This window comes from Dietzia sp. WMMA184 (assembly GCF_002441635.1).
Taxonomy (GTDB): Bacteria; Actinomycetota; Actinomycetes; order Mycobacteriales; family Mycobacteriaceae; genus Dietzia; species Dietzia kunjamensis.
On record NZ_NXEI01000001.1, the window covers coordinates 2,879,334 to 2,898,956 of the forward strand.

General features: G+C 70.0%; 17 protein-coding genes and 1 pseudogene. 8 read left to right on the forward strand and 10 right to left on the reverse strand.

Annotated elements, in window-relative coordinates:
* Positions 1–25: 25 nt before the first annotated feature.
* Entirely contained in the window at positions 26–796 is a 771-nt protein-coding gene (locus CK206_RS13310; protein WP_096906672.1) for an ABC transporter ATP-binding protein, read from the forward strand.
* Positions 796–3,405: an ABC transporter permease gene (locus tag CK206_RS13315; RefSeq protein ID WP_254050581.1), complete on the forward strand. Its 2,610-nt coding sequence runs from the start codon at positions 796–798 to the stop codon at positions 3,403–3,405. Before CK206_RS13310 ends, CK206_RS13315 begins: the two co-directional genes overlap by 1 nt.
* 44 nt (positions 3,406–3,449) lie before the next feature.
* Here the strand turns inward: CK206_RS13315 and CK206_RS13320 are convergent, their stop codons facing one another.
* A complete protein-coding gene (locus CK206_RS13320; RefSeq protein WP_096906673.1) occupies positions 3,450–4,049 on the reverse strand; it encodes a TetR/AcrR family transcriptional regulator in 600 nt (199 codons plus the stop codon).
* Positions 4,050–4,234: 185 nt separating this feature from the next.
* Positions 4,235–5,476, reverse strand: coding sequence for an acyl-CoA desaturase (locus CK206_RS13325; RefSeq protein ID WP_096906674.1), 1,242 nt, complete (start codon positions 5,474–5,476; stop codon positions 4,235–4,237).
* Between the two features lie 296 nt (positions 5,477–5,772).
* Here CK206_RS13325 and CK206_RS20040 point away from each other — a divergent pair, with 296 nt between their 5' ends.
* Entirely contained in the window at positions 5,773–5,913 is a 141-nt protein-coding gene (locus CK206_RS20040) for a hypothetical protein (RefSeq protein WP_173674791.1), read from the forward strand.
* A gap of 130 nt (positions 5,914–6,043) precedes the next feature.
* Here the strand turns inward: CK206_RS20040 and CK206_RS13330 are convergent, their stop codons facing one another.
* On the reverse strand, positions 6,044–6,904 hold the full coding sequence (locus CK206_RS13330; RefSeq protein WP_096906675.1) for a mycofactocin-coupled SDR family oxidoreductase: 861 nt from the start codon (positions 6,902–6,904) through the stop codon (positions 6,044–6,046).
* A 99-nt stretch (positions 6,905–7,003) separates the two neighbouring features.
* Here CK206_RS13330 and CK206_RS13335 point away from each other — a divergent pair, with 99 nt between their 5' ends.
* Positions 7,004–8,461 carry an NYN domain-containing protein gene (locus CK206_RS13335; protein ID WP_096907455.1) on the forward strand — a complete coding sequence of 486 codons (1,458 nt, stop codon included), beginning with the start codon at positions 7,004–7,006 and terminating at the stop codon, positions 8,459–8,461.
* Positions 8,462–8,480: 19 nt separating this feature from the next.
* Here the strand turns inward: CK206_RS13335 and CK206_RS13340 are convergent, their stop codons facing one another.
* The 7 genes and pseudogenes from CK206_RS13340 to CK206_RS20780 all read right to left on the reverse strand — a co-directional run.
* Entirely contained in the window at positions 8,481–10,205 is a 1,725-nt protein-coding gene (locus tag CK206_RS13340; protein WP_096906676.1) for an HNH endonuclease signature motif containing protein, read from the reverse strand.
* A 153-nt stretch (positions 10,206–10,358) separates the two neighbouring features.
* Positions 10,359–10,853: an SRPBCC domain-containing protein gene (locus CK206_RS13345; protein WP_096906677.1), complete on the reverse strand. Its 495-nt coding sequence runs from the start codon at positions 10,851–10,853 to the stop codon at positions 10,359–10,361.
* A gap of 32 nt (positions 10,854–10,885) precedes the next feature.
* Positions 10,886–12,097: an alpha/beta hydrolase family protein gene (locus CK206_RS13350; protein ID WP_096906678.1), complete on the reverse strand. Its 1,212-nt coding sequence runs from the start codon at positions 12,095–12,097 to the stop codon at positions 10,886–10,888.
* Between the two features lie 37 nt (positions 12,098–12,134).
* A complete protein-coding gene (locus CK206_RS13355) occupies positions 12,135–13,073 on the reverse strand; it encodes a PspA/IM30 family protein (RefSeq protein ID WP_096906679.1) in 939 nt (312 codons plus the stop codon).
* Positions 13,074–13,144: 71 nt separating this feature from the next.
* Positions 13,145–14,596 carry a hypothetical protein gene (locus tag CK206_RS13360; RefSeq protein WP_096906680.1) on the reverse strand — a complete coding sequence of 484 codons (1,452 nt, stop codon included), beginning with the start codon at positions 14,594–14,596 and terminating at the stop codon, positions 13,145–13,147.
* A 214-nt stretch (positions 14,597–14,810) separates the two neighbouring features.
* Positions 14,811–15,506, reverse strand: a complete 696-nt coding sequence (locus CK206_RS20775) for a pentapeptide repeat-containing protein (protein ID WP_371607096.1) — start codon at positions 15,504–15,506, stop codon at positions 14,811–14,813.
* 105 nt (positions 15,507–15,611) lie between these two features.
* A pseudogene (locus CK206_RS20780) lies at positions 15,612–16,346 on the reverse strand (pentapeptide repeat-containing protein); the annotation flags it as partial.
* A gap of 158 nt (positions 16,347–16,504) precedes the next feature.
* Between CK206_RS20780 and CK206_RS13370 the strand changes: the two are divergent.
* The 4 genes from CK206_RS13370 to CK206_RS13385 all read left to right on the forward strand — a co-directional run bounded on the left by CK206_RS13370 (position 16,505) and on the right by CK206_RS13385 (position 19,591).
* Positions 16,505–17,002 (forward strand): NUDIX domain-containing protein, encoded by a 498-nt coding sequence (locus tag CK206_RS13370; RefSeq protein WP_096906682.1) that lies wholly within the window; start codon positions 16,505–16,507, stop codon positions 17,000–17,002.
* Positions 17,003–17,035: 33 nt separating this feature from the next.
* Positions 17,036–17,671, forward strand: coding sequence for a hypothetical protein (locus tag CK206_RS13375; protein ID WP_173674792.1), 636 nt, complete (start codon positions 17,036–17,038; stop codon positions 17,669–17,671).
* A 71-nt stretch (positions 17,672–17,742) separates the two neighbouring features.
* Positions 17,743–18,315 carry a copper chaperone PCu(A)C gene (locus tag CK206_RS13380; protein ID WP_240341372.1) on the forward strand — a complete coding sequence of 191 codons (573 nt, stop codon included), beginning with the start codon at positions 17,743–17,745 and terminating at the stop codon, positions 18,313–18,315.
* Positions 18,308–19,591 (forward strand): Dyp-type peroxidase, encoded by a 1,284-nt coding sequence (locus CK206_RS13385; protein WP_096906684.1) that lies wholly within the window; start codon positions 18,308–18,310, stop codon positions 19,589–19,591. Before CK206_RS13380 ends, CK206_RS13385 begins: the two co-directional genes overlap by 8 nt.
* Positions 19,592–19,623 lie beyond the last annotated feature (32 nt).

A 19,623-nucleotide genomic window follows, 5' to 3' on the forward strand; every position in this document is an offset into this window, starting at 1 on the left:
CGACCACCATGATCCGAGGGAGCACATGACCACCCAGGCCGAGACCCACCAGTACGACGGCGAGCCGCACTCCGCGGCCGCCGTCGCCACCGACCTCGTCATGACCTACGGGGAGGGCGAGACCGAGGTCCGTGCACTCGACCACGTCAGCGCGACCTTCGAACGGGGGCGGTTCACGGCGATCATGGGCCCCTCCGGCTCGGGCAAGTCGACCCTCATGCACTGCATGGCGGGACTGGACCGGCCGACCTCCGGGTCGGTGCGGATCGGCGATACCGAGATCGTGGGGCTGGCGGACAAGGAACTGACGGCGCTGCGACGCGACCGCATCGGATTCGTGTTCCAGTCCTTCAACCTCGTCCCGACCCTGACGGCCGAGGAGAACATCACCCTGCCCCAGGACATCGCCGGCCACGGCATCGACCGGGCCTGGTTCGACGAGGTGATCGGCCGTCTGGGGATCGCCGACCGGCTCTCGCACCGGCCGTCCGAGCTGTCCGGCGGCCAGCAGCAGCGCGTGGCGTGCGCCCGCGCCCTGGTCGGCCGCCCGGACATCCTGTTCGGTGACGAGCCCACCGGCAACCTCGACTCCACCTCCTCGGCCGAGGTGCTGGCCATCCTGCGCAGCGCCGCAGACGATTTCGGTCAGACCGTCGTGATCGTCACCCACGACCCCCGCGCCGCCACCTACGCCGACCGCGTCCTGCTGCTCGCCGACGGCCGTGTCGTCCGCGAGCTCACCCACCCCACCGCCGACGAGATCCTGGCGGCCATGGGCGCCCTCGAGGAGCGGTGATGGCGGCCAGGCACGCCTCCGGGCACGCCGGACCCGCCGGCGGGGGGCGACACGAGTCCGCCCACGCCCCGCGCCACACGCGCCCGATGCTGCGCGTGTCGCTGCGCAACATCGCCGCCCACAAACTCCGCCTGGTGCTGTCCGTGCTGGCGGTGGTCCTGGGCACCGCGTTCGTCACCGGTTCGCTGGTCTTCACCTCCACCCTCAAGAGCACCTTCGACGGGCTGCTCGACCAGGGCACCGCGGACCTCGCCGCGATGATCGAACCCGAGGACCCCCGCGGGGCCGGTGTGCCGTTCGAGGTGGCCGAGCAGGTGCTCGAGCTGCCGGGCGTCCAGGCGGCCATGCCCGGCGTGTCCGGCACCGTGGTGCTGTTCAACGCCGACGGCACCCCGTACCAGTCCGGCGGCGCGCCGTCCGAGGGCCTGGCCTGGATCGATCCCGACGACGCGGTCGGCGAGAGCAGCCGGATCACGGACGGCCGCGCCCCCGCCGCCGACGACGAGGTCGTCCTCCCCGAGACCGTGCTCACCGCCGCCGGCCTGGCCGTCGGCGACACAGCCGAGGTCTACACCACCGGGCAGGGCGTCCTCGACGTGACCGTCGTGGGTGCCTACGCCAACGAGACCGACATCGGCGGGTACGTGGGCGTCGGGTTCTCCGAGGAACGCGCCCGCGCCCTGTTCACCGACGGCGAGAACGCCTCCAACGTCTCCGTCCGCGCGGAACCGGGCGTGAGTCAGGAGGAGGTCCGCGACACCATCGCGGCCGAGTTCCCCGACTACGAGGTCCGGACCGGCGAGGAGATCAAGGAGCGATTGTCCGAGCAGCTGTCGACCGTCCTCGACTTCATCAACTACTTCTTCGTCGCGTTCGGGCTGATCGCGCTGCTGGTCGGCACGTTCATCATCTACAACACCTTCTCCATGCTCGTCGCCCAGCGGCTGCGGGAGCTCGCCCTGCTGCGCGCGATCGGCGCCTCCCGCGGGCAGCTCACCCGGTCGGTGATGGCGGAGGCCGCCGTCACCGGGCTCGTCGGCTCCGGGATCGGCGTGGTGGTGGGCTTCGGCCTGGCCCAGCTGATCTTCGTGGCGCTCGAGGCCTTCGACCTGGGCATCCCGTCCGGAGCGCTCTCGCTCACCCCGATGTCGGTCATCACGCCGCTCGTGCTGGGCTTCGTCGTCACCGTCTTCTCCGCCTGGGCGCCCGCCCGACGCGCCGGACGAGTGGCCCCCGTACAGGGCATGCGTGTCGGCGCGGCCTCCACCGAGGCCGGCGGCGGATGGCGCACCTCCGTCGGACTGTTCGCCGTGGTGAGCGGCCTCATGCTCGCGGTGATAGGCACCTGGCAGGACACGACCCGGGACGGTGCGATCACGGTCGGCGTCGGCGCGGCCGCGCTGATCATCGGCAGCTTCCTGGTGATGCCCGCGCTCGCCAAGCCGATCGCCGGTGGCATCGGCAGGGTGATCGGCGCACCGTTCGGCGCGGTCGGCAAGCTCGCCGCCACCAACGCCGGACGCAACACCCGCCGGACCGCCGCGACCGCGTTCGCGCTCACGCTGGGACTGACCCTGGTGGCGGCGTTCGGAACCCTCGGCGCCACCACGAAGGAGAGCGTCAGCGGCGTCATCGACCAGGACATCAACGCCGACGTCGTGGTCCAGGGCGTGGCGTCCCAGGGCCCGCCGACCCCGCTGCCCGGCGGCATCGAGCAGCAGATCGCCGACGTCGACGAGGTCGGTGACGTGGCCTGGCTGGCGTTCGCGTTCGCCCAGCTCGCCGGGGAACCGCAGGCGCTGTCCGCCGCCGGCGGGCCCGTCGGCGAGATGATCGACGCCACCGTGGTCGACGGTTCGCTCGACCCCGGCCCCGACTCGCTCGTCGTATCCCGCACCGTCGCCAGGGACAAGGGGTGGACGATGGGCGCCTCCGTGCCGCTCGTCGCGCCCGACGGCAGTGAGAGCACCCTCCGGGTCACGGGGATCTACGAGGACTCCCAGATCCTCGGGCAGTTCTACACCGGGATGGACGTCTACGAACGCCTGGTGCCGGAGAACCTGCGGTCGACCTTCAACGTGCTCGTCGCGGCGGACGACGGGGTGAGCGGGGACGAGGTCCTCGCGGCGGTGACCGACGAGCTCACCGACATCCCGATCGCGATGGTCCAGAGCAAGCAGCAGTACATCGACACCCAGACCGGCGGGATCGACCAGCTGTTGACGATCATTTACGCGCTGCTGGGGCTGGCCCTGGTCATCGCGGTCCTGGGCATCGTCAACACCCTCGCCCTGTCGGTGATCGAGCGTCGCACCGAGATCGGGATGCTCCGCGCGGTGGGCATGCAGCGCTCGCAGGTCCGCCGCACGATCAACCTCGAATCCACGCAGATCGCGGTGTTCGGCGCGTTGATCGGCGCGGCGGTGGGCGTCTACCTCGGCTGGGCGTTCGTCACCGTGCTCGCGGACAGCGGACTGACGGAGACGACGATCCCGTGGGGCAGCATCGGCGTCGTGCTGGCGGCCTCGGCGGTCGTCGGGGTCCTGGCGTCGCTGTGGCCCGCGCACCGGGCGGCCAAGACCGACCCGCTCGAGGCGATCTCGGACTAGGTGCGGGGGTCGCCCGCGGGCGTCGCCCGCAGGCGACGTCCACGCTAGCGGCGCAGGCCGAAGAGGTTGCGGGGACCGCGGTGCTCGTGGCGGGCGAGCACCGCGCCCAGCACCTCGGCGTCGTGTTTCTGGTCGACCTCGACGCCGGCCAGCCTGCCGACCGTGCGCTCCCACAGCAGGCCCTCGTACACGGTCAACAGGTCCAGTGCGGCTGTGGCCGGGTCGCGCAGCCCGGCGGCGTCGAGTGCGCCGACGAGGTCGCTCGGATCGAGCAGGGCGGCCACGAGGTCCGTGGTGTCCTCCTTGCCGGCGAGTTCGACTATCAACGCCGACCTGGCCGCCAGCTCACCGCGGTAGTCGGCCAACAGTCCGTCGACCATGCGCGTGAGCATCCCCAGCACGTCGTCGGCGTCGGAGGACGCCAGTTCCTGGATCCCCGAGACCTCGACGAATCCCCGCAGCAGCGAGGTGAGCCGGTCGACGGTGAGGGTGAGCAGCTGCGCGCGGGTGCGGCAGTAGTAGGAGGTGGAGCCCGAGGGCAATCCCGCCTCCGAGTCCACGGCGCGATGGGTGAGGGCACGGACCCCGTCCCTCGCCACGACCTCGATCGCGGAATCGGCGATGAGCATGCGCCGGTCCTCCATGGGGGCTCCCGTCGTCGTGTTCCACGGACATTCAGCTCGACCGGTGTAGTGCCGGACGTCGACGGGTCCCGCCGACTCGAGCGACAGCCTATCGCCGTACGGGGCCGTCGGCGTCGGAATCACGGACGCCCCGGCACCGGTATCCGGTGCCGGGGCGTCCCTGGCGTCGATTCTGCGGCCGCTGGTCAGGCCACGGCGGCGACCTTGCGGGCCCGCCGCGTGGCACGGTGGTGCTGCAGCGCGGTCTTCAGGCCCGCCCGCTGACCCTCCACGGCCGGCAGCGGCTTGGGCTGGTCGGCGAACATCCGCTCGGAGTGGGTCTCCGGCGCGTCATCGGTCGTGTCGCGCAGCATGTGGTTGGGCAGCGACAGCTTGGCGATGGTGCGCCAGGTCTTGAAGTACTGCACCGGCAGCGGACCGGCCACGTAGGGCAGGTCGTACTTGCGGCACACCTCACGCACCCGGATGGACGCCTCCGCGAGCCGGTTGGACGACATGTCCGGGTAGATGTGGTGCTCGATCTGGTACGACAGGTTGCCGGACATGAAGTCGACGACCGGACCGCCGGTGATGTTGGCGGAGCCGAGCATCTGCCGCAGGTACCACTCCGCCTGCGTCTCGTTCTCCACGTCCTTCTTGGTGAACTTCTCGGCACCGTCGGGGAAGTGGCCACAGAAGATCACCGCGTTGGTCCAGACGTTGCGGATCCCGTTGGCGACCAGGTTGGCGGTGGCGGTGGACTTCCACCCCTTGCCGGACAGCAGCGGGTAGAAGACGTAGTCCTTGGCGAGCTGACGGCCGGCCTTCTTGGCGAAGAGCGAGAGCTTGTTCATGGTCTCGCGACGGTCGTCACGACCCTTGGCGACCTTGCCCAGCTCGAGGTGCTGGATCCCCACGCCCCATTGGAACAGCAGCGCGAGGGCCGCGTTGTAGGCGATGTTCCCGTAGTAGAAGGGGTGCCAACGCTGGTCGCGGGTCACCCGGAGAACGCCGTACCCCACGTCGTCGTCCAGGCCGACGATGTTGGTGTACTTGTGGTGGATGTAGTTGTGGGTCTGCTTCCAGTGCTCGGCGGTGCCCACGATGTCCCACTCCCAGGTGGTGGAGTGGATCTCGGGGTCGTTCATCCAGTCCCACTGCCCGTGCATGATGTTGTGGCCGAGTTCCATGTTCTCGACGATCTTGGCGACCCCGAGGGTGCCTGCGCCGATCGCCCAGGCCGTGCGGTTACGCGAGCCCACGAGGAGCAGTGCACGGGCCGCGATCTCGAGTCCCCGCTGGAATCGGATCGTGTTGTGGATGTACGCGGCATCTCGCTCGCTGAGGGAGCCGATGATGTCCTGACGGATCTGCTCGAGCTCCGCGCCGAGGGCTTCGATGTCGGATTCGGAGAGGTGCGCGAATTCCGGGATGTCGGTGATGGCCATGAAGCTACGGTACCGTAACTTACGGTCGCGTAGGTACGTTCGGTTGCGTGGGTCACAATTTCGGTGTGTGGTGAGTTGATCGATCGCCGCCCAGTTGTGGTGTGGCCGAGAAGTCTTTTCCGGCGCCGTAGCGCGCGTGGCCTGCGCGGGAGTTCGACGATGTCACGCCGGACATCACGGTTGTGTAACGTCGAGCGGGTTCGTGACGACATAGATGGCGTTACGTGGGGTGCAGACACAACGCCCGATACCGCAGTACGACTCAGTACGCAGCAGTAAATACGAGGGGACACATCATGAGCAACGCCAACGACATCTTCCTGCAGGCCATCCAGCCGGTCATCGACATCTTCTGGTCGCTCGTGTGGACCGCCACCGGTTCGACCATCAGCGTTCCCCGTCCGGCCCCGCCCGCGGGCACTCCCGAGTCGGTCTGATCCTTTCGAGCGCCGGGTTCATCGCCCGGTGATCTCCGCGGCAGCCCGCCCCTCGCTCGAGGGGCGGGCTGCCGCGTTTCATCCGGTCGGCCGGGTGGGTGGCGGTGGTGGCAGCGGCCGTGCCGCCGGCTCAGAGGCCGAACTTCTCGCTGCCACCCAGGTCGATCGGAATGGAGGCGCCGGTGATGCCCGCGCCCGCGTCGCTGCACAGGTAGACGGCCATGGACGCGATCGCCGACGGCTCGACCCACGGTTGGGGCAGCTCGTTCATGCCGGCGAACGTCCCTGCGGTGTCCTCGAGCGTCGTCCCCTTGCCGCCTGACATCATCTCGATCATCGACGGGTTGTCGATCATCGGCGTACGCACGTTGCCGGGGTGGATCGAATTGCACCGGACGTTGGAGAACCCGAGTTCGCCGGCCAGCGCCTTGGCGAGCCCCCGCACCGCCCACTTGGACGTTCCGTAGCTGGCGGAGAATGAACCGCCCCTCAGGCCCACCATGGAGCTGATCAGCACGACCGAACCGCCGCGCCCGGTAGCGAGGATGTGGGGGATCGCCACGGTCGTGGTCACCCAGGTTCCCTTGAGGTTGATGTCGAGCGTGGTGTCCCATTCCTCCTCGGTGCGCTCCCACGAAGTCCCGACCTGCGGGGAGACTCCCGCGTTCGCGACGACGAAGTCGAGGCCGCCCAACTCGGCGACCGCGGCGTCGACGGCTGCCCGCATGCCGGGGAGGTCCCGAACGTCCACTTCCCCGGTGATGCAGCGCCGGCCGAGCGCGCGAACGGCCTCGGCGGTGGCCTCGAGGTCCTCCGGATCTGCCATCGGGTAGGGGACCGTGTCGATGTCCCGGCACAGGTCGAGGGCGATCACGTCACATCCGGCGGCGGCGAACGCCTCACAGTGTGCGCGCCCCTGGCCGCGTGCGGCGCCGGTGACCAGCACGACCCTTCCGCTCAGATCGGCCTGGGTGGGGACGGCTTGCGACATCGGGGCTCCTGACGTGGTTCGGCGGCGGACCCTGCGGGGTCGCCCGCCCTGCGGCATGCTGGAAGTCAACGTAGACAATCAGAACAGGTAGTGATCATCATGCTTGAACGGACTCTGGTCCTCGTGGATACCTCGTATCTACTGGCTAGTTTTTACAACTCGTGGGAGGAGGGTGCGCGCGGCCAGCTGGAGATATCCCTGGCCACGGTCGTGCACCGTTTAGACCACGTAGCCCACGGTCTGGTGGACCAGCCGGTCCAGCGCCAGAACTGGTATGACGGCATCCCGGACTCCGGTCCGCACCGGTATCAGCGCACTCTTCGCGTGATCGAGGGCGTGCAGCTGCGCGCCGGCCAGTTGATCGAGTGGGGTGAGAGACGAACCCAGAAGGCGGTCGACACCCTCCTCGTCGCCGACATGATCCAAGCCGCCTACAAGGGCCAGTGTTCGGACATGGTCCTGGTCACCGGGGACGCCGACATGATCCCCGGCGTGCGGGTGGCGGTCGACGCCGGTGTCCGGATGCACCTCGTGGGTTTCGGCTGGGATTCGATTTCCTCGGCGCTGCGACACGCCTGCGACACCACGACCGTGCTCGATCCCCGCACCGACTTTCACGACGCCATGCAGATCAGGGTCCTCGAGGGCCCCATCCCCCCGAAGGTCAGGACCCCGACGGCGCCTCCGGTGCATCCGGGGGAGGATGGCCACGAGACCGAGGAGTCGGTGGGGATGGCCGACGTCGTCCTGCGCTCGGATCGCGCCTCGGCCACCTCGGTGGCCGACGAGACCCGCCTGACGGCCGCCGAGGAGGAGCGTGCGGCCGATGCGGAGGAGTTGGCGGCGGACGAGCAGGAATGCGCGGCGAGAGCCGAGTCCGAGCCGCCCGCGCCGGAGGCCGGGGATTCCGCGCAGAAACCAGCCGAATCGCCGACGGCCGGTAAGGTCCCCACGCCTGGCGCGCCGTCGAAGCCCGAGAGTGCACAGGGCCCGGGGCCGTCGCCCGCGCAGCTGGCCAAGCAGAGCGGCAAGCCCGAGAAGGCAGAGAAGCGTGACAAGGTGGGCGAGCCCGAGCGGCCCGGCCCGGCCGAGGCGTCCCCCGAGGCCGCCGAGGCGCACCCGGGCCCCCAGCCGCCGGCGCAGTCCTCCCGGGTCGCTCCCCAGTTCGCGGGCTCGGTCCAGAAGCCCTCGGACCTCGGTGCGGATTCCAACGGGTCGTCCCGGCCGAACCCCTCGATGATGGCTCCCCATCGTCGGCCATTGCGGTCGAAGTTCGTTCCGCTCCCGGACGAGGTCTGGACCTCGTCCGGTGAGCAGACCCCCTTCGACGTGGGTCAGCAGTACGCAACGTGGTGGTACGAGCGGGCCGCCACGGAGAGTCAGCGGGACCAGGCGCATCTCCTCTCGGGCGGCGTGCTTCCCCCGGGGATCGACCGCCCGTTGCTGCAGTTCGCCTGCCAGATGCTCAACGAGTTCACTCTGACGGAAGCCCAGCGGGTTCGTCTGCGAGACGGCTTCCACGAGGGGATCCGAGCAGTCCTGCTCAAGCACCGCTGACTCCTTCCCACCCGGCCGGTCAGAAGGGCGGGGGGTCGGGGTCGTGGTGGTGGTCGTGTGGGGTGTCTGGTGGTGGGGCCATGGCGTTGGCTTTGCGTTCGGCGGCCAGGCGTAGGGCGCGTCGGTACCAGTGGGTGCTCTGGGGTCGGGGGTCGAGCCAGGGTCGGCGTGGGGGCGGGATGTCGCTGCCGGCCCCGGCCCCGGCCCCGGCGCCGGCCGCGGTGTCGCTCTCGGTGGTGTGGTGGCGCCAGCGTGCGAGGGGCCCGTCGGGGTGGGTGGTGAGGGTGTGCCCGGTGTCGGTGGTGACGGTCAGGGTGCCGTCGGGGGCGAGTTTGTAGTGCCAGCCGTGGAAGGTTTTGAAGCGGTGGTGGTTGCGGCACATGGCGGCGAGGTTGTTCTCGATGGTCAGTCCGCCACGGGTGGGATCTGTGTGGTTGAAGGGGCGGACGTGGTCGATGTCGCAGGCGTCGGCGGGGACGGAGCAGCCGGGGTGGCGGCAGGTGCCGTCGCGTAGGCGGATGCGGTGGGCCAGTCGGTCGCTGATGCGATAGCGGTGGGCGTGGTGGGGGTTGTCTGCGGCCCCGGGTGCGGTGTCGGGCACGGTGATGGTGGCGCCGGTGCTGCGGGTGAGTAGTTCGATGAGGGCGTCGATGGTGGCCGGGCCGCCTCGGGGGAGGTAGACCTCGGGTTCGCCGTCGGGGCCGGGGGGTGCGAGCACGGTGATGGTGGGGCGGATCTGGGTGGCCGGCGGGCGGTGACCCGCACCCGCACCCGCACCCGCGCTCGTACCCGTGCCTTCGCCTGTGCTGCTGTCGGGGCCGGTGCCGGGGTGGCCGAGGATGGCGGTGACGAGGGCGTCGGCGCGCAGTTCGTCCATGCTGCGGATGTTGTCGGTGTCGAGGGTGTCGGCGCCGTGGCGGCGGGTGTTCTCGACGCGGGTGCGGGTGTCGCGGTGGCGTTGTTCGGTGGCCCTGGTCTGCAGCAGGGTGTGGATGGCGAAGGCTTCGGTGGCGGTGAGGTGGGCGGTGAGGTCGGCCATGCCGTCCGGGCCGCGGCGCAGGGTGATGCGGCGTTCGCGGACCGCGGTGGTGCGGCGCTGGCGTACGCCGTCGGGGTCGTGGGCGGCGATGATGCGGTCGGTGTGGGCCAGGATCGCGTCGCGTCCGGGGCGTCTGCCGGCGGCGAGGGCGGCCAGGAGCCAGTCGATGACTTCGCGGTGGACGGCGTCGCGGTGCAGGGAGTCCACGGTGCGCATGTGGCGTGCGAGCAGGGTGGCGGTGGCTTCGTCGAGGCGGCCGGTGTCCATGGCCTCGACGAGGGAGGGGAACTTGGTGACCAGGGTGATGGCCAGGGTGAGCAGGCTGCGGGCGCGGTTGTGGTGGACGCCGTAGGTGGCGACGATCTCACTTGTGGCGATGGTCAGTGGGTCGATGACGGCGTGTTCGGGGCGTTGGTCCAGGCCGGGGCCGTAGCCGGCGGCGATGTCGCGCAGTTCCTGTTCCTCGCGGCAGGTGGCCCACAGGTCGTGGCAGGCGCGCAGTCGGGCGGCGGCCGCGCGGTTCTCGGCGTGCAACGCGGCCAGGGCCGCGGAGCTGGCGGCGGTGACGGCGGGACTGCCGGCCACCGCGCCGGGGTCGTCGCCGCCGGGACCGCTGGTGCCGGGATCGTCGGTGCTGGGATCGTCGGTGGTGCGCCCGGCCGCGTCATGGTCGTCGTGGTGGCCGCCGGTAGTCGTCTCCCGCATGTGCACCCCCTTGCTGGCGGTTGCCCGCCACGACCCTGCTTCGCCTGTGTGTTCGATTGGGGAAACACTAGCAAGGGGGTCCGACATGAGTCTCTCACCTGCGAAAACAGGTGGAGGGCGCGCAGTCGACGACCGCAGCGGCAGCCAACCGCCTCAGCCGCCCAGCAACGCCCGGTAGTGGTCGGCCAGCGCGGGGTGGTAGTCGGGGGAGAAGCGCAGGGCCTCCGGATCGCGGCCCGCCTCGGCCTCGACCAACCGGTCCAGATAAAAGTCCCACCCGGGACCGATGTCGGACGCGGACTCGGCGTCCGCGATGTCCTGTTCCAGGGAGATGGTGACCTCGTCGTCGTCACCCTCGATCCGCACGGTGACCACCCAGCCGTCGGGACCGATCCTGACGACGACGAGGTTCGGCGCCTCACACCGCAGTACTCCGACGGTCTCGGCGGGCGAGCCCTCCTCGGCGGACATCGTCATCTCGACGGTGCCCGACGCCGGGTCGCCCGACCACGACCCGATCCAGCGCGCGGTGCGGGCCGGATCGGTGACGGCCGCCCACGCCTCCTCCCGGGACAGTGGCAGTCGGCGGGGGAAGACAACGGCACCCGAGGGGGCGAGATATCCGGAGGCCCGGGGTGTGGTGGCCATGGCGACTCCTCACGTGAGGGACGCCGCGGTGGTCAGCGCAGCGCTGGCATCAGCGTATCGCGCATCGGGGCGACGAAACGCCCGAAATTGTCCCAGTTGTGCAGGCCGGTGGGCAGGTAGTCGACGCGGGCGTCGATGCCCAGGTCGTCGAGCCGCCGGTCCATCTCCACGGTGCAGGCGTGTGTGGCGACCTCGAGCCCCGCACCCTGGGTGAACCGCAGCAGGTCGCGGCCATTGCGGTCCCATTCGCCGGCATCGGGTCGGCCAGTGGCGGTGGCGAAGTAGAGGGCCTTGCCCCTGAGCTTCTCCGCGTGGAGGAGCCCGTCGTTGTCCCGGTAGGCGGGGTCGGTGCGCGGGCCCCACATGTTGGCGATGTTGCCGCCGCGGGTCTCGGTGACGATCTTGGCGAGGATGAACCCGAGATCGTCGCGCGCCGTGTAGCACCCGGCGATCGCGCCCACTGCGTCGTACAGGTCGGGGCGCAGCTCGGCGACGGTGACGGCGCTCGCCGCGCCCATCGACAGGCCCGCCATACCGCGCTTGCCGTTGAAGGGGATGTCGCCGGCCTCGAGGAGCGGTCGGAGCTCGTCGGTGAGGAAGGTCTGCCACTTGTTGCGGCTCAGGACCGGGTCATCGCGCTGCCAGTCGGCGTGCAGGGAACCGTCCGCGCGGGCGGGCATGACGAGCGTGACGTGCTCACCGGCGAAGGTGCGCTCGACCCCGCCGGGCAGGAGCCACCCGCTCGGCGAGGGGGAGTCCACGCCGTCGAGGAGGTACAGCATCGGTGCCGGGGCGTCGGTGGCCGGGCGCCAGATCTCCACCGGCAGGACGCGGTTCATCGACTTCGACGCCACCCACCAGCGTTCGAAGCGGGGATCGCCGCCGGCCACCAGGGGGTCGCCGATCTCCACGCGCCGCACTTCGCTGACGGCGACGGGCTCGGACTCCATGCCGATCGGCGGGGTGGCGGCGGTGTTCTGCGAGCCGGTGCCCAGTGGCGGGAGGGTGCCCGAGCCGGTCAGCGAGTCCGTACCGGTGGATCCGGTGGAACCGATCGTCGCCGCGCCCGCGGCCGCGCTCGAGGGGTCGACGCTCCCTCCGGCCGCCGTCAGTGATCCGATACCCGGCGAGGAACCGCCGGGCAGGGACTGCGCGAGGGCCGGGGCCGCCGTCCCGCCGACCAGCGCCGCGGCCAACGCGGAAGCGAGCAGCGGCAGGACACGGGGCGTGCGGTGAGTGGTCACCGTGACACGATATGTCGCCCGCGTTGCGAGCAGGAATCTACTCCCTGGTGTCCCGGGGGAGCGTGGGGCCGGAGAGGTCCTCGGGGCTCGGCTGGTCGGTCGCCTCGTCGGGGTCCCTCGGTGCCTCCGGGTCCGCCTGGCCGGGCGCCCCGGCCTGGCCGGTGGACGACGCCGCCGGCGACCCCGCCGACGACCCGGACTGCCCCTCGCCTCCGGTGAGCTGGCGGTCGGCACCGGAGTCGGAACCCGAGTCGAGCCCCATCGAGGCGCGGATCTGCTCGAGCTTGCTCTTGCCCTCGGATTCGCGCGTGAACGCGGCGGCGTCGAGCTGTGCGGTCGATGTTGCGCCGGTCGCCTCGGCGAGCTCCTGCTTGCCCAGTGCGGTGGTGTAGCGGCCCTCGATCTTGGCGCGGATCTCGTCGAAGGTCGGGGAGTTGCCGCCGCCGGCGCCCTGCAGGGAGGTCATGGACTCGGTGGTCCGGTGCTGCATCTCGGCCTGGGTGGCCTGCAGGAGCAGCTGATCCTCCTGCGCCAGCGTCTCGCGCAGCCGGTGCTCGGACTCCTTCACCGCCTGCTTGGCCTGCTCTGCGGCCTGCACCGCCTGGCCGTGCAGCTGCTTGGTGTGGTCCAGGTCCTGCTCCAGCGCCACCAGCCGCCCGGCGAGCTGCTCGGCCTGGGTGTCGAACTGCTGGGCGCGGGCGGTGTCGCCCTCGGCGCGCGCCTGCTCGGCCACCTGCAGCGTCTGACGGATCTGTCCCTGCACCTCCTCGAGCTGCCGCGACTTGGTGCCCATGGCGATCTCGAGCTGCTTGGCGTTGCCGATCACCGCGGCCGCCTGGTCGGACACCGACTTGTGCTGGTCGCGCGCGTGGTTCATCGCCTGGCGCACGAGGATCTTGGGGTCCGCGTTGTCGTCGACCGACTTGTCCAGCGAGGCCTTGAGGTAGTTCCAGCCTTTGGCGAAGGGGTTCGGCATGGCGGCGTCCTTAGATGTCTCGGTGTCAGGGGTCGGTGTCAGGTGTCCCGGCGACGGTGCGGTGCGTGTTCCTACCTCTTGACGGTACCGATCAGCGCGGCCACCGGCAGGGCGGTCCGCGGCAGGTACGGCTGACGCCACAATCCGCCGGATGCCGCTCCCGACGACTCGTGCTGCCACTGGACGTCCACCTGCGGCCGGCCCACGTTGAGGTCGTGGACCATCAGCGCGGCGAGCAGGGCGGCGGAGGTGTCGGGCGCGAAGATCTCGATGCCGAAGGCGTAGGCGCCCTTGTAGGTGGCGGCGAGGATCTTGTTCTTGGTCACCGAGTGGGTGTCGGTGGCGGGGGCGACGTTGACCGAGACGGTGTGTCCGTCGGCGAACGCGGTGGTGGCGCGCCAACGCTGCACGCGCTTGGCGAGTGTGTAGTTGGGGCCCTGCTGGGGGACGAGGGCGTCGTGCACCGCCGGGCCGTGGCCGGCGGGGTAGTTGCGGGCGAAGACCTTGCCGCGGGCGACGGAACCGACGAGTCGCTTGACGTCGGTGATCCTGCGCGACGCGAGCGCCGCGTTGGCGGCCTCCCGCACGTCCGCGGGGACGACGAAGGTGTCCATCGGGGTGGCGAGGTAGGCGAGCGCGGTGGCGGTGTTGTCGCGGAGGAGGTCGACGACGAGGGCGTCCGCGGCAGAGGAGAGCTGGACGTGGGTTCCGCCGTCCGCATAGAAGTAGCTGCCGACGGTGAGCGGTGCGGGGGCCGCGGCCCTGGCCCATGCCGCGAGTTCGGGGAGCTGGGTGAGCAGGTCGATGCCGGGGCGGCCGTCCGGCCCGGTGGGGACGTGCAGGCGCCCGGCGAACGTCGGGGCCTCTCCGCGGAAGCGATCCCACGCGGGGCTCGACGGCAGGTCGACGCCCATCACGTCGGCACCCCACTGCAGGAGGCGGCGAGCAGGTCCCATCTCCGAGCCGAGGCCCAGGACGAGCATGGCGCGGCCGGGCAGGGAGAGCCACTCCGGGTTGTCCTGCACGAGCTTCAGGGCGTCGGCGCAGCTGGGTTCGATCACACCGGCCGCCACCCACTTGTCGAGCCGGGCGCGCAGGAGGTCGCCGGTCAGCTCCTCGCCGCGGAAGGGGATGGACAGCTCGCGGACCGGGGTCGCCGTGCCCTGGATCGTGTCGGTGGTCGGGGTGGTGGTGGGGGCGACGACGGCGAGGTAGTCCGACATCGGGGTCTCCACGGTCTCCCCGTTCGCGTCGTGCACCCCGACCATGCGGGACTGCAGCGACTCGAGGGCGGCACGCGCGACGCCGTCCCAGGCCGCCGGGTCGGACACCCCGGCGCTGACGAGTTCGGTGAAGGGCTCGATGTAGCCCTTACGCCAGTCCTTGATCCGGTGGACGCGCTCGGAGGCCGCCGGGTCCACGGTGGCGAGTGCGTCGGCGACGACGTCCTTGGCCAGCCGTCCTGTCGAGCGGTTCCCGGAGGAATCGGTGGGGAAGAGGACTCCGGTGGTGCTCGATGCCATGACGCTCCTGAAGGTTGGGGATAATGCGAGGTTAACCTCAGATTCGAATGGATCGTGCTCGGCTCGCCCACTCTCCGACGTCGTCACCCGAATGTGTGATTAAACTCACCGATCGACGTTCCGCAGTAATCTGGTTAGCGCCCGCTTATTTCTTAACTTTCGCATATGCCGAGGTCGATGCGGGAGAACGCCTGGGGGACGTCCGCTATCGCGTCTAGCTGCGCGGTTGGCCGACTGCCCATCGTCGGTGTGTTGCTGTGTCATGTACGAACGTGGTGTAACAGCCCTGAGTATTACCTCGATAAGGTGATGACACGATCGAACGGCGGGTGGTCAAGGCCACGTGCCGGGCCGGCGAGCAGGGGGAGATTCCGAATCGCCGCGTCGTCAACGACAACAGGAAGGCATTTCCTATGAAGAACTCGAAGCGGATGCTCGCGGTCATCGCGGCCTCCGGACTAGCGCTCGGGTCCATGCCGGGCGTCGCCAACGCGCAGAGCGTTGAGCTCGGTCTCGGCGTTGGTGCAGTGGTTGGCTCGGCCGCCCTCGGCCTCGCCATCAATGCTGGAGCCGATTCGTCCGGTGGGGAATCTTCCAAGCTGCCCACGCTGTCCTCCGATTCGCTGGGGACCGCTCCGGATACGGATTCGCTGAAGTCGGATTCGCTGAAGAGTGACTCGCTGAAGACGGATTCCCTCAAGTCGGATTCGCTGAAGTCGGATTCCGTCAAGTCGGATTCGCTGAAGTCGGATTCCGTCAAGTCGGATTCGCTGAAGTCGGATTCCGTCAAGTCGGATTCCGTCAAGTCGGATTCGCTGAAGTCGGATTCGCTGAAGTCGGATTCGCTCAAGACGGGCTCTATCGGCGAGGACGGCAACCCGACGGGATCTCTCGCCGCGATCGCCCTCACCCTGGGATCGTTGGACCAAGATGGAAAGCTCGTCGGCTCGTTGGAGTCTGACTCCCTCAAGTCGGATTCGCTGAAGAGTGACTCGCTGAAGTCGGACTCTCTCAAGAGTGACTCGCTGAAGTCGGACTCCCTCAAGAGTGACTCGCTGAAGAGTGACTCGCTGAAGAGTGACTCGCTGAAGAGTGACTCGCTGAAGTCGGATTCCCTCAAGTCGGATTCGCTGAAGAGTGACTCGCTGAAGTCGGACTCTCTCAAGAGTGACTCGCTGAAGTCGGACTCTCTCAAGAGTGACTCGCTGAAGTCGGATTCCGTCAAGTCGGATTCGCTGAAGTCGGATTCCGTCAAGTCGGATTCCGTCAAGTCGGATTCCGTCAAGTCGGATTCGCTGAAGTCGGATTCGCTGAAGTCGGATTCGCTCAAGACGGGCTCTATCGGCGAGGACGGCAACCCGACGGGATCTCTCGCCGCGATCGCCCTCACCCTGGGATCGTTGGACCAAGATGGAAAGCTCGTCGGCTCGTTGGAGTCTGACTCCCTCAAGTCGGATTCGCTGAAGAGTGACTCGCTGAAGTCGGACTCTCTCAAGAGTGACTCGCTGAAGTCGGATTCCCTCAAGTCGGATTCGCTGAGCGGATCCAAGACCGGTGACTCGGTCACGAACATCAACGGCTCCGACGCCGGCACCGTCCTGGCTGTCGGCTCGCTCGCTGCTGCCGGCATTGGCATCGGCCTCGCCGTCTCCGGTGGCGTCAACCTCCCGCCGCTGCCCGAGATCAACGTGGGCCTCGTCTGCAACCTCCCCCCGGAGGCCATCGACTTCCTCAAGAGCAACGGCTCCATGGAGCAGGATGAGTGCGAGCCCGAGGAGGAGCAGAACTGAGGTTCTGCCCCATCCACGCTGACTGAGTCAGCAACCGGATAGCACTCCGGCGATCCCCCGTCGACCACACGGTCGGCGGGGGATCCGCCATTTCGGCCCCGCGGATACGCTCTCGGACATGGCCACCCCCGACTTCGTCCTCGAACTCCGCAAGCACGTGGGCACCGCCCCGCTGTGGCTGGCCGGAGCGACCGCCGTCATCCGGGACCCCGACGCAGCCCGCGTGCTCCTGGTCCGGCGCAGCGACAACGGCTGGTGGACCCCCGTCACCGGCATCGTCGACCCCGGCGAACACCCCGCCGACGCCGCCGTCCGCGAGGCCCACGAAGAAGCCGCCGTGAGCATCCGCGTCGACCGCGTCGCCTCCATCGGCGTCTCCCGCATGGTCACCTACGACAACGGCGACCAAGCCCAGTACATCGACCACACCTTCGCCTGCACCTACCTCGGCGGCGACCCCCACCCGGCCGACGGCGAGAACGCCGACGTCCGTTGGTTTGCCGTCGACGACCTGCCAGAGATGCGACCCCACATGCTCGCCCGGATCGACGCCGGGCTCGCCGACGAGGAACGCGCCCGCATCGTCACCACCACCGAGGGCGCCACCTCCGGATAGCCCGCCACACCCCCCGGGGCATAGAATCGGGGCATGTCCGCCGACCGCCTCCGCGCCGAGGTCCCGCCCGCGGTGACCGCGGTCGTCGGCATCGTGGTGGCGCTGGTCAGCGGTGTGTTCGGCATCAGCGCCCACGGACTCGCCGCCGGCGCGCTCGCGGGTCCGCCCACGGTTGGCCAGATTCTCTCCGTCGCGTCCGCGAGCGCCGGGGTCGGAGTGGTGACCGCCGCCGTCGCCCGCCGCCGGGCCCCCGTCCTCACCGCCGCGGCCGGCCTAATCGCGGGACAGGGGCTCGTCCACCTCGTGCTGGCCAGCGGGCACACGCACGGCACAGCCGGCACGACCGGGGCACTCGGCCACCACACCACCGACCCCGTAGCGCTCCGGGCCGCGATGGACGGAGTCGGCCCCGCCCCGGCATCCTCCGCGGCAGCACTACTCACCCCGGGAATGCTGGGCGCCCACCTGGCAGCGATCGCCGTCACGCTCGCGCTCGTCGCGATCCTCTCCGGGACCCTGTCCTGGCTGGCGGCTCGGATACCGCCCATGGTGGAGACGGCCCACCTCGTCGTCGTCGCCCGACTCCTGGCGTCCTACGACGCCGACACCCCCCGCGGACGGTTCCTCCTGGCCCGCGGGGGAACCCGCGCGCCGCCCGTGGCCGTGTGACGACCACCCGCACCGGTACGCGCCCCGCGCTGCCGGGCGATCACACACACCACACCGAGGACTCCCACACCATGCGTACCCACACCCGTGCCGCCTTCGTCGCGGCCTCCGCACTCGCGCTCGCCCTCACCACCACCGCCTGCGCGACCAACGACACCGACACCACGACCGCCGCCACTCCCGCCGCCGCGGCCGACACCGCCGACTCCGCAGCCTCCACGACCGTCACCTTCGACGACGGATGGGCCAAGGCCACCGGCACGGAGATGACCGGCGTCTTCGGCACCATCACCAACCCCGGCGACACCGACCTGCACCTGATCGGTGTCGAGAGCGATCTCGGCGGCAGCGCCGGACTGCACGAGACCGTCCCCGGTGGCAGCGGGATGATGATGCAGGAACGCGAGGACGGCTTCGTGATCCCCGCCGGCGGTGAGCTCGTCCTGGAGCCCGGCGGCAACCACATCATGCTCATGGAGCTGGGGCGCCCCATCACCACCGGCCAGCAGATCACCCTCACCCTCGAGTTCGACGGCGCCGAGCAGGACGTCACCGTCTCCGCCCGCGACTTCCAGGGCGGGGAAGAGGAGTACGTCGGCGGCGGTCACGGCGAGATGAGCGGGGGCACGAGCCACGATGGCTGAGCAGGCCCGTCGCGGTCTGTCCCGGCGGTCGGTGCTCGGCGGCGGCGTCGCGGCGGTGGGTGCCGGCGTCGTCGGTGGGGCTGCCATGGGCGGTGCCGCCGGGTACGTGGGTCGAGGTGTCGTCGACGACGACGAGGTGATCCGAGACTGGGCGGCGGTCGCCGACTCACGGGTCGTTGGGGCCGCCACCGAACCGTTCCACGGCCCGCACCAGGCCGGCATCACCACGCGACCGCAATCGCATGCCGCGTTCGTGGCGTTCGACATCGTCCCGGGGGCGACCCGCACGGAGATCCAGGGAGTCCTGCGAGCGTGGTCCCAGGACGCCGCCCGGCTCACCCGGGGGCGAGGCGGACTCGCGGACCTCGAACCCGAACTCGCCGAGGATCCGGCGCGGCTCACGGTGACCATCGGGTTCGGGCCCGGGCTGTTCGACGCGATCGGGATGCCGGACAAGCGTCCCGCGTGGCTCGCTCAGTTGCCGGCGTTCCCGCAGATCGACCGACTCGAGGACCGGTGGTCCGGCGGGGACCTGCTGCTGCAGATCTGCGCCGACGATCCGCTGATCGTGTCCCACGCCGCGCGGGTGTTGGCCTCCGGCGTGCGGGGGGTCGCGCGACAGAAGTGGGTGCAGCGGGGCTTCCGCAAAGCCGTCGGCACCGACCCGACCGGGCGGACCCAGCGCAATCTGTTCGGGCAGGTCGACGGCACCGTCAACCCCACCGAGCAGGACGTGGACTTCGATCAGGTCCTGTTCACCGATGGCACCTCGTCTGACGGGCAGGTCCAGCGGTGGATGCGGGGTGGGTCCTCGCTCGTGCTGCGTCGGATCCGCATGACGATGGACACGTGGGAGGAGATCGATCGCACCTCACGCGAGCTGAGCGTCGGCCGGCGGCTCGACACCGGCGCCCCGCTGACCGGGGTGCACGAGCACGACCCGGCCGACTTCGACGCGGTCGACGAGGTGGGCCTTCCGGTGATCCCGCCGGAGTCCCACATCGCCCGGGCGCGGCAGCTCGACCGGAGCGAGGCCATGCTGCGGCGGCCGTACAACTACGACGACCCGCCGGAAGGCGGCGAGATCAGCAACTCCGGTCTGCTGTTCACCGCGTACCAGGCCGATCCGGTGCGGACGTACATCCCCATCCAGCGGCGGCTCGCCGAGCAGGACGCGCTCAACACGTGGACCATCCCCATCGGGTCGGCGGTGTTCGCGCTCCCGCCCGGTGCACCGGAGGGCGGGTACGTGGGGCAGGGGCTGTTCGAGGGGTGACGGGCGCCCCCAACGCCGCAGCCGCCCCCGGG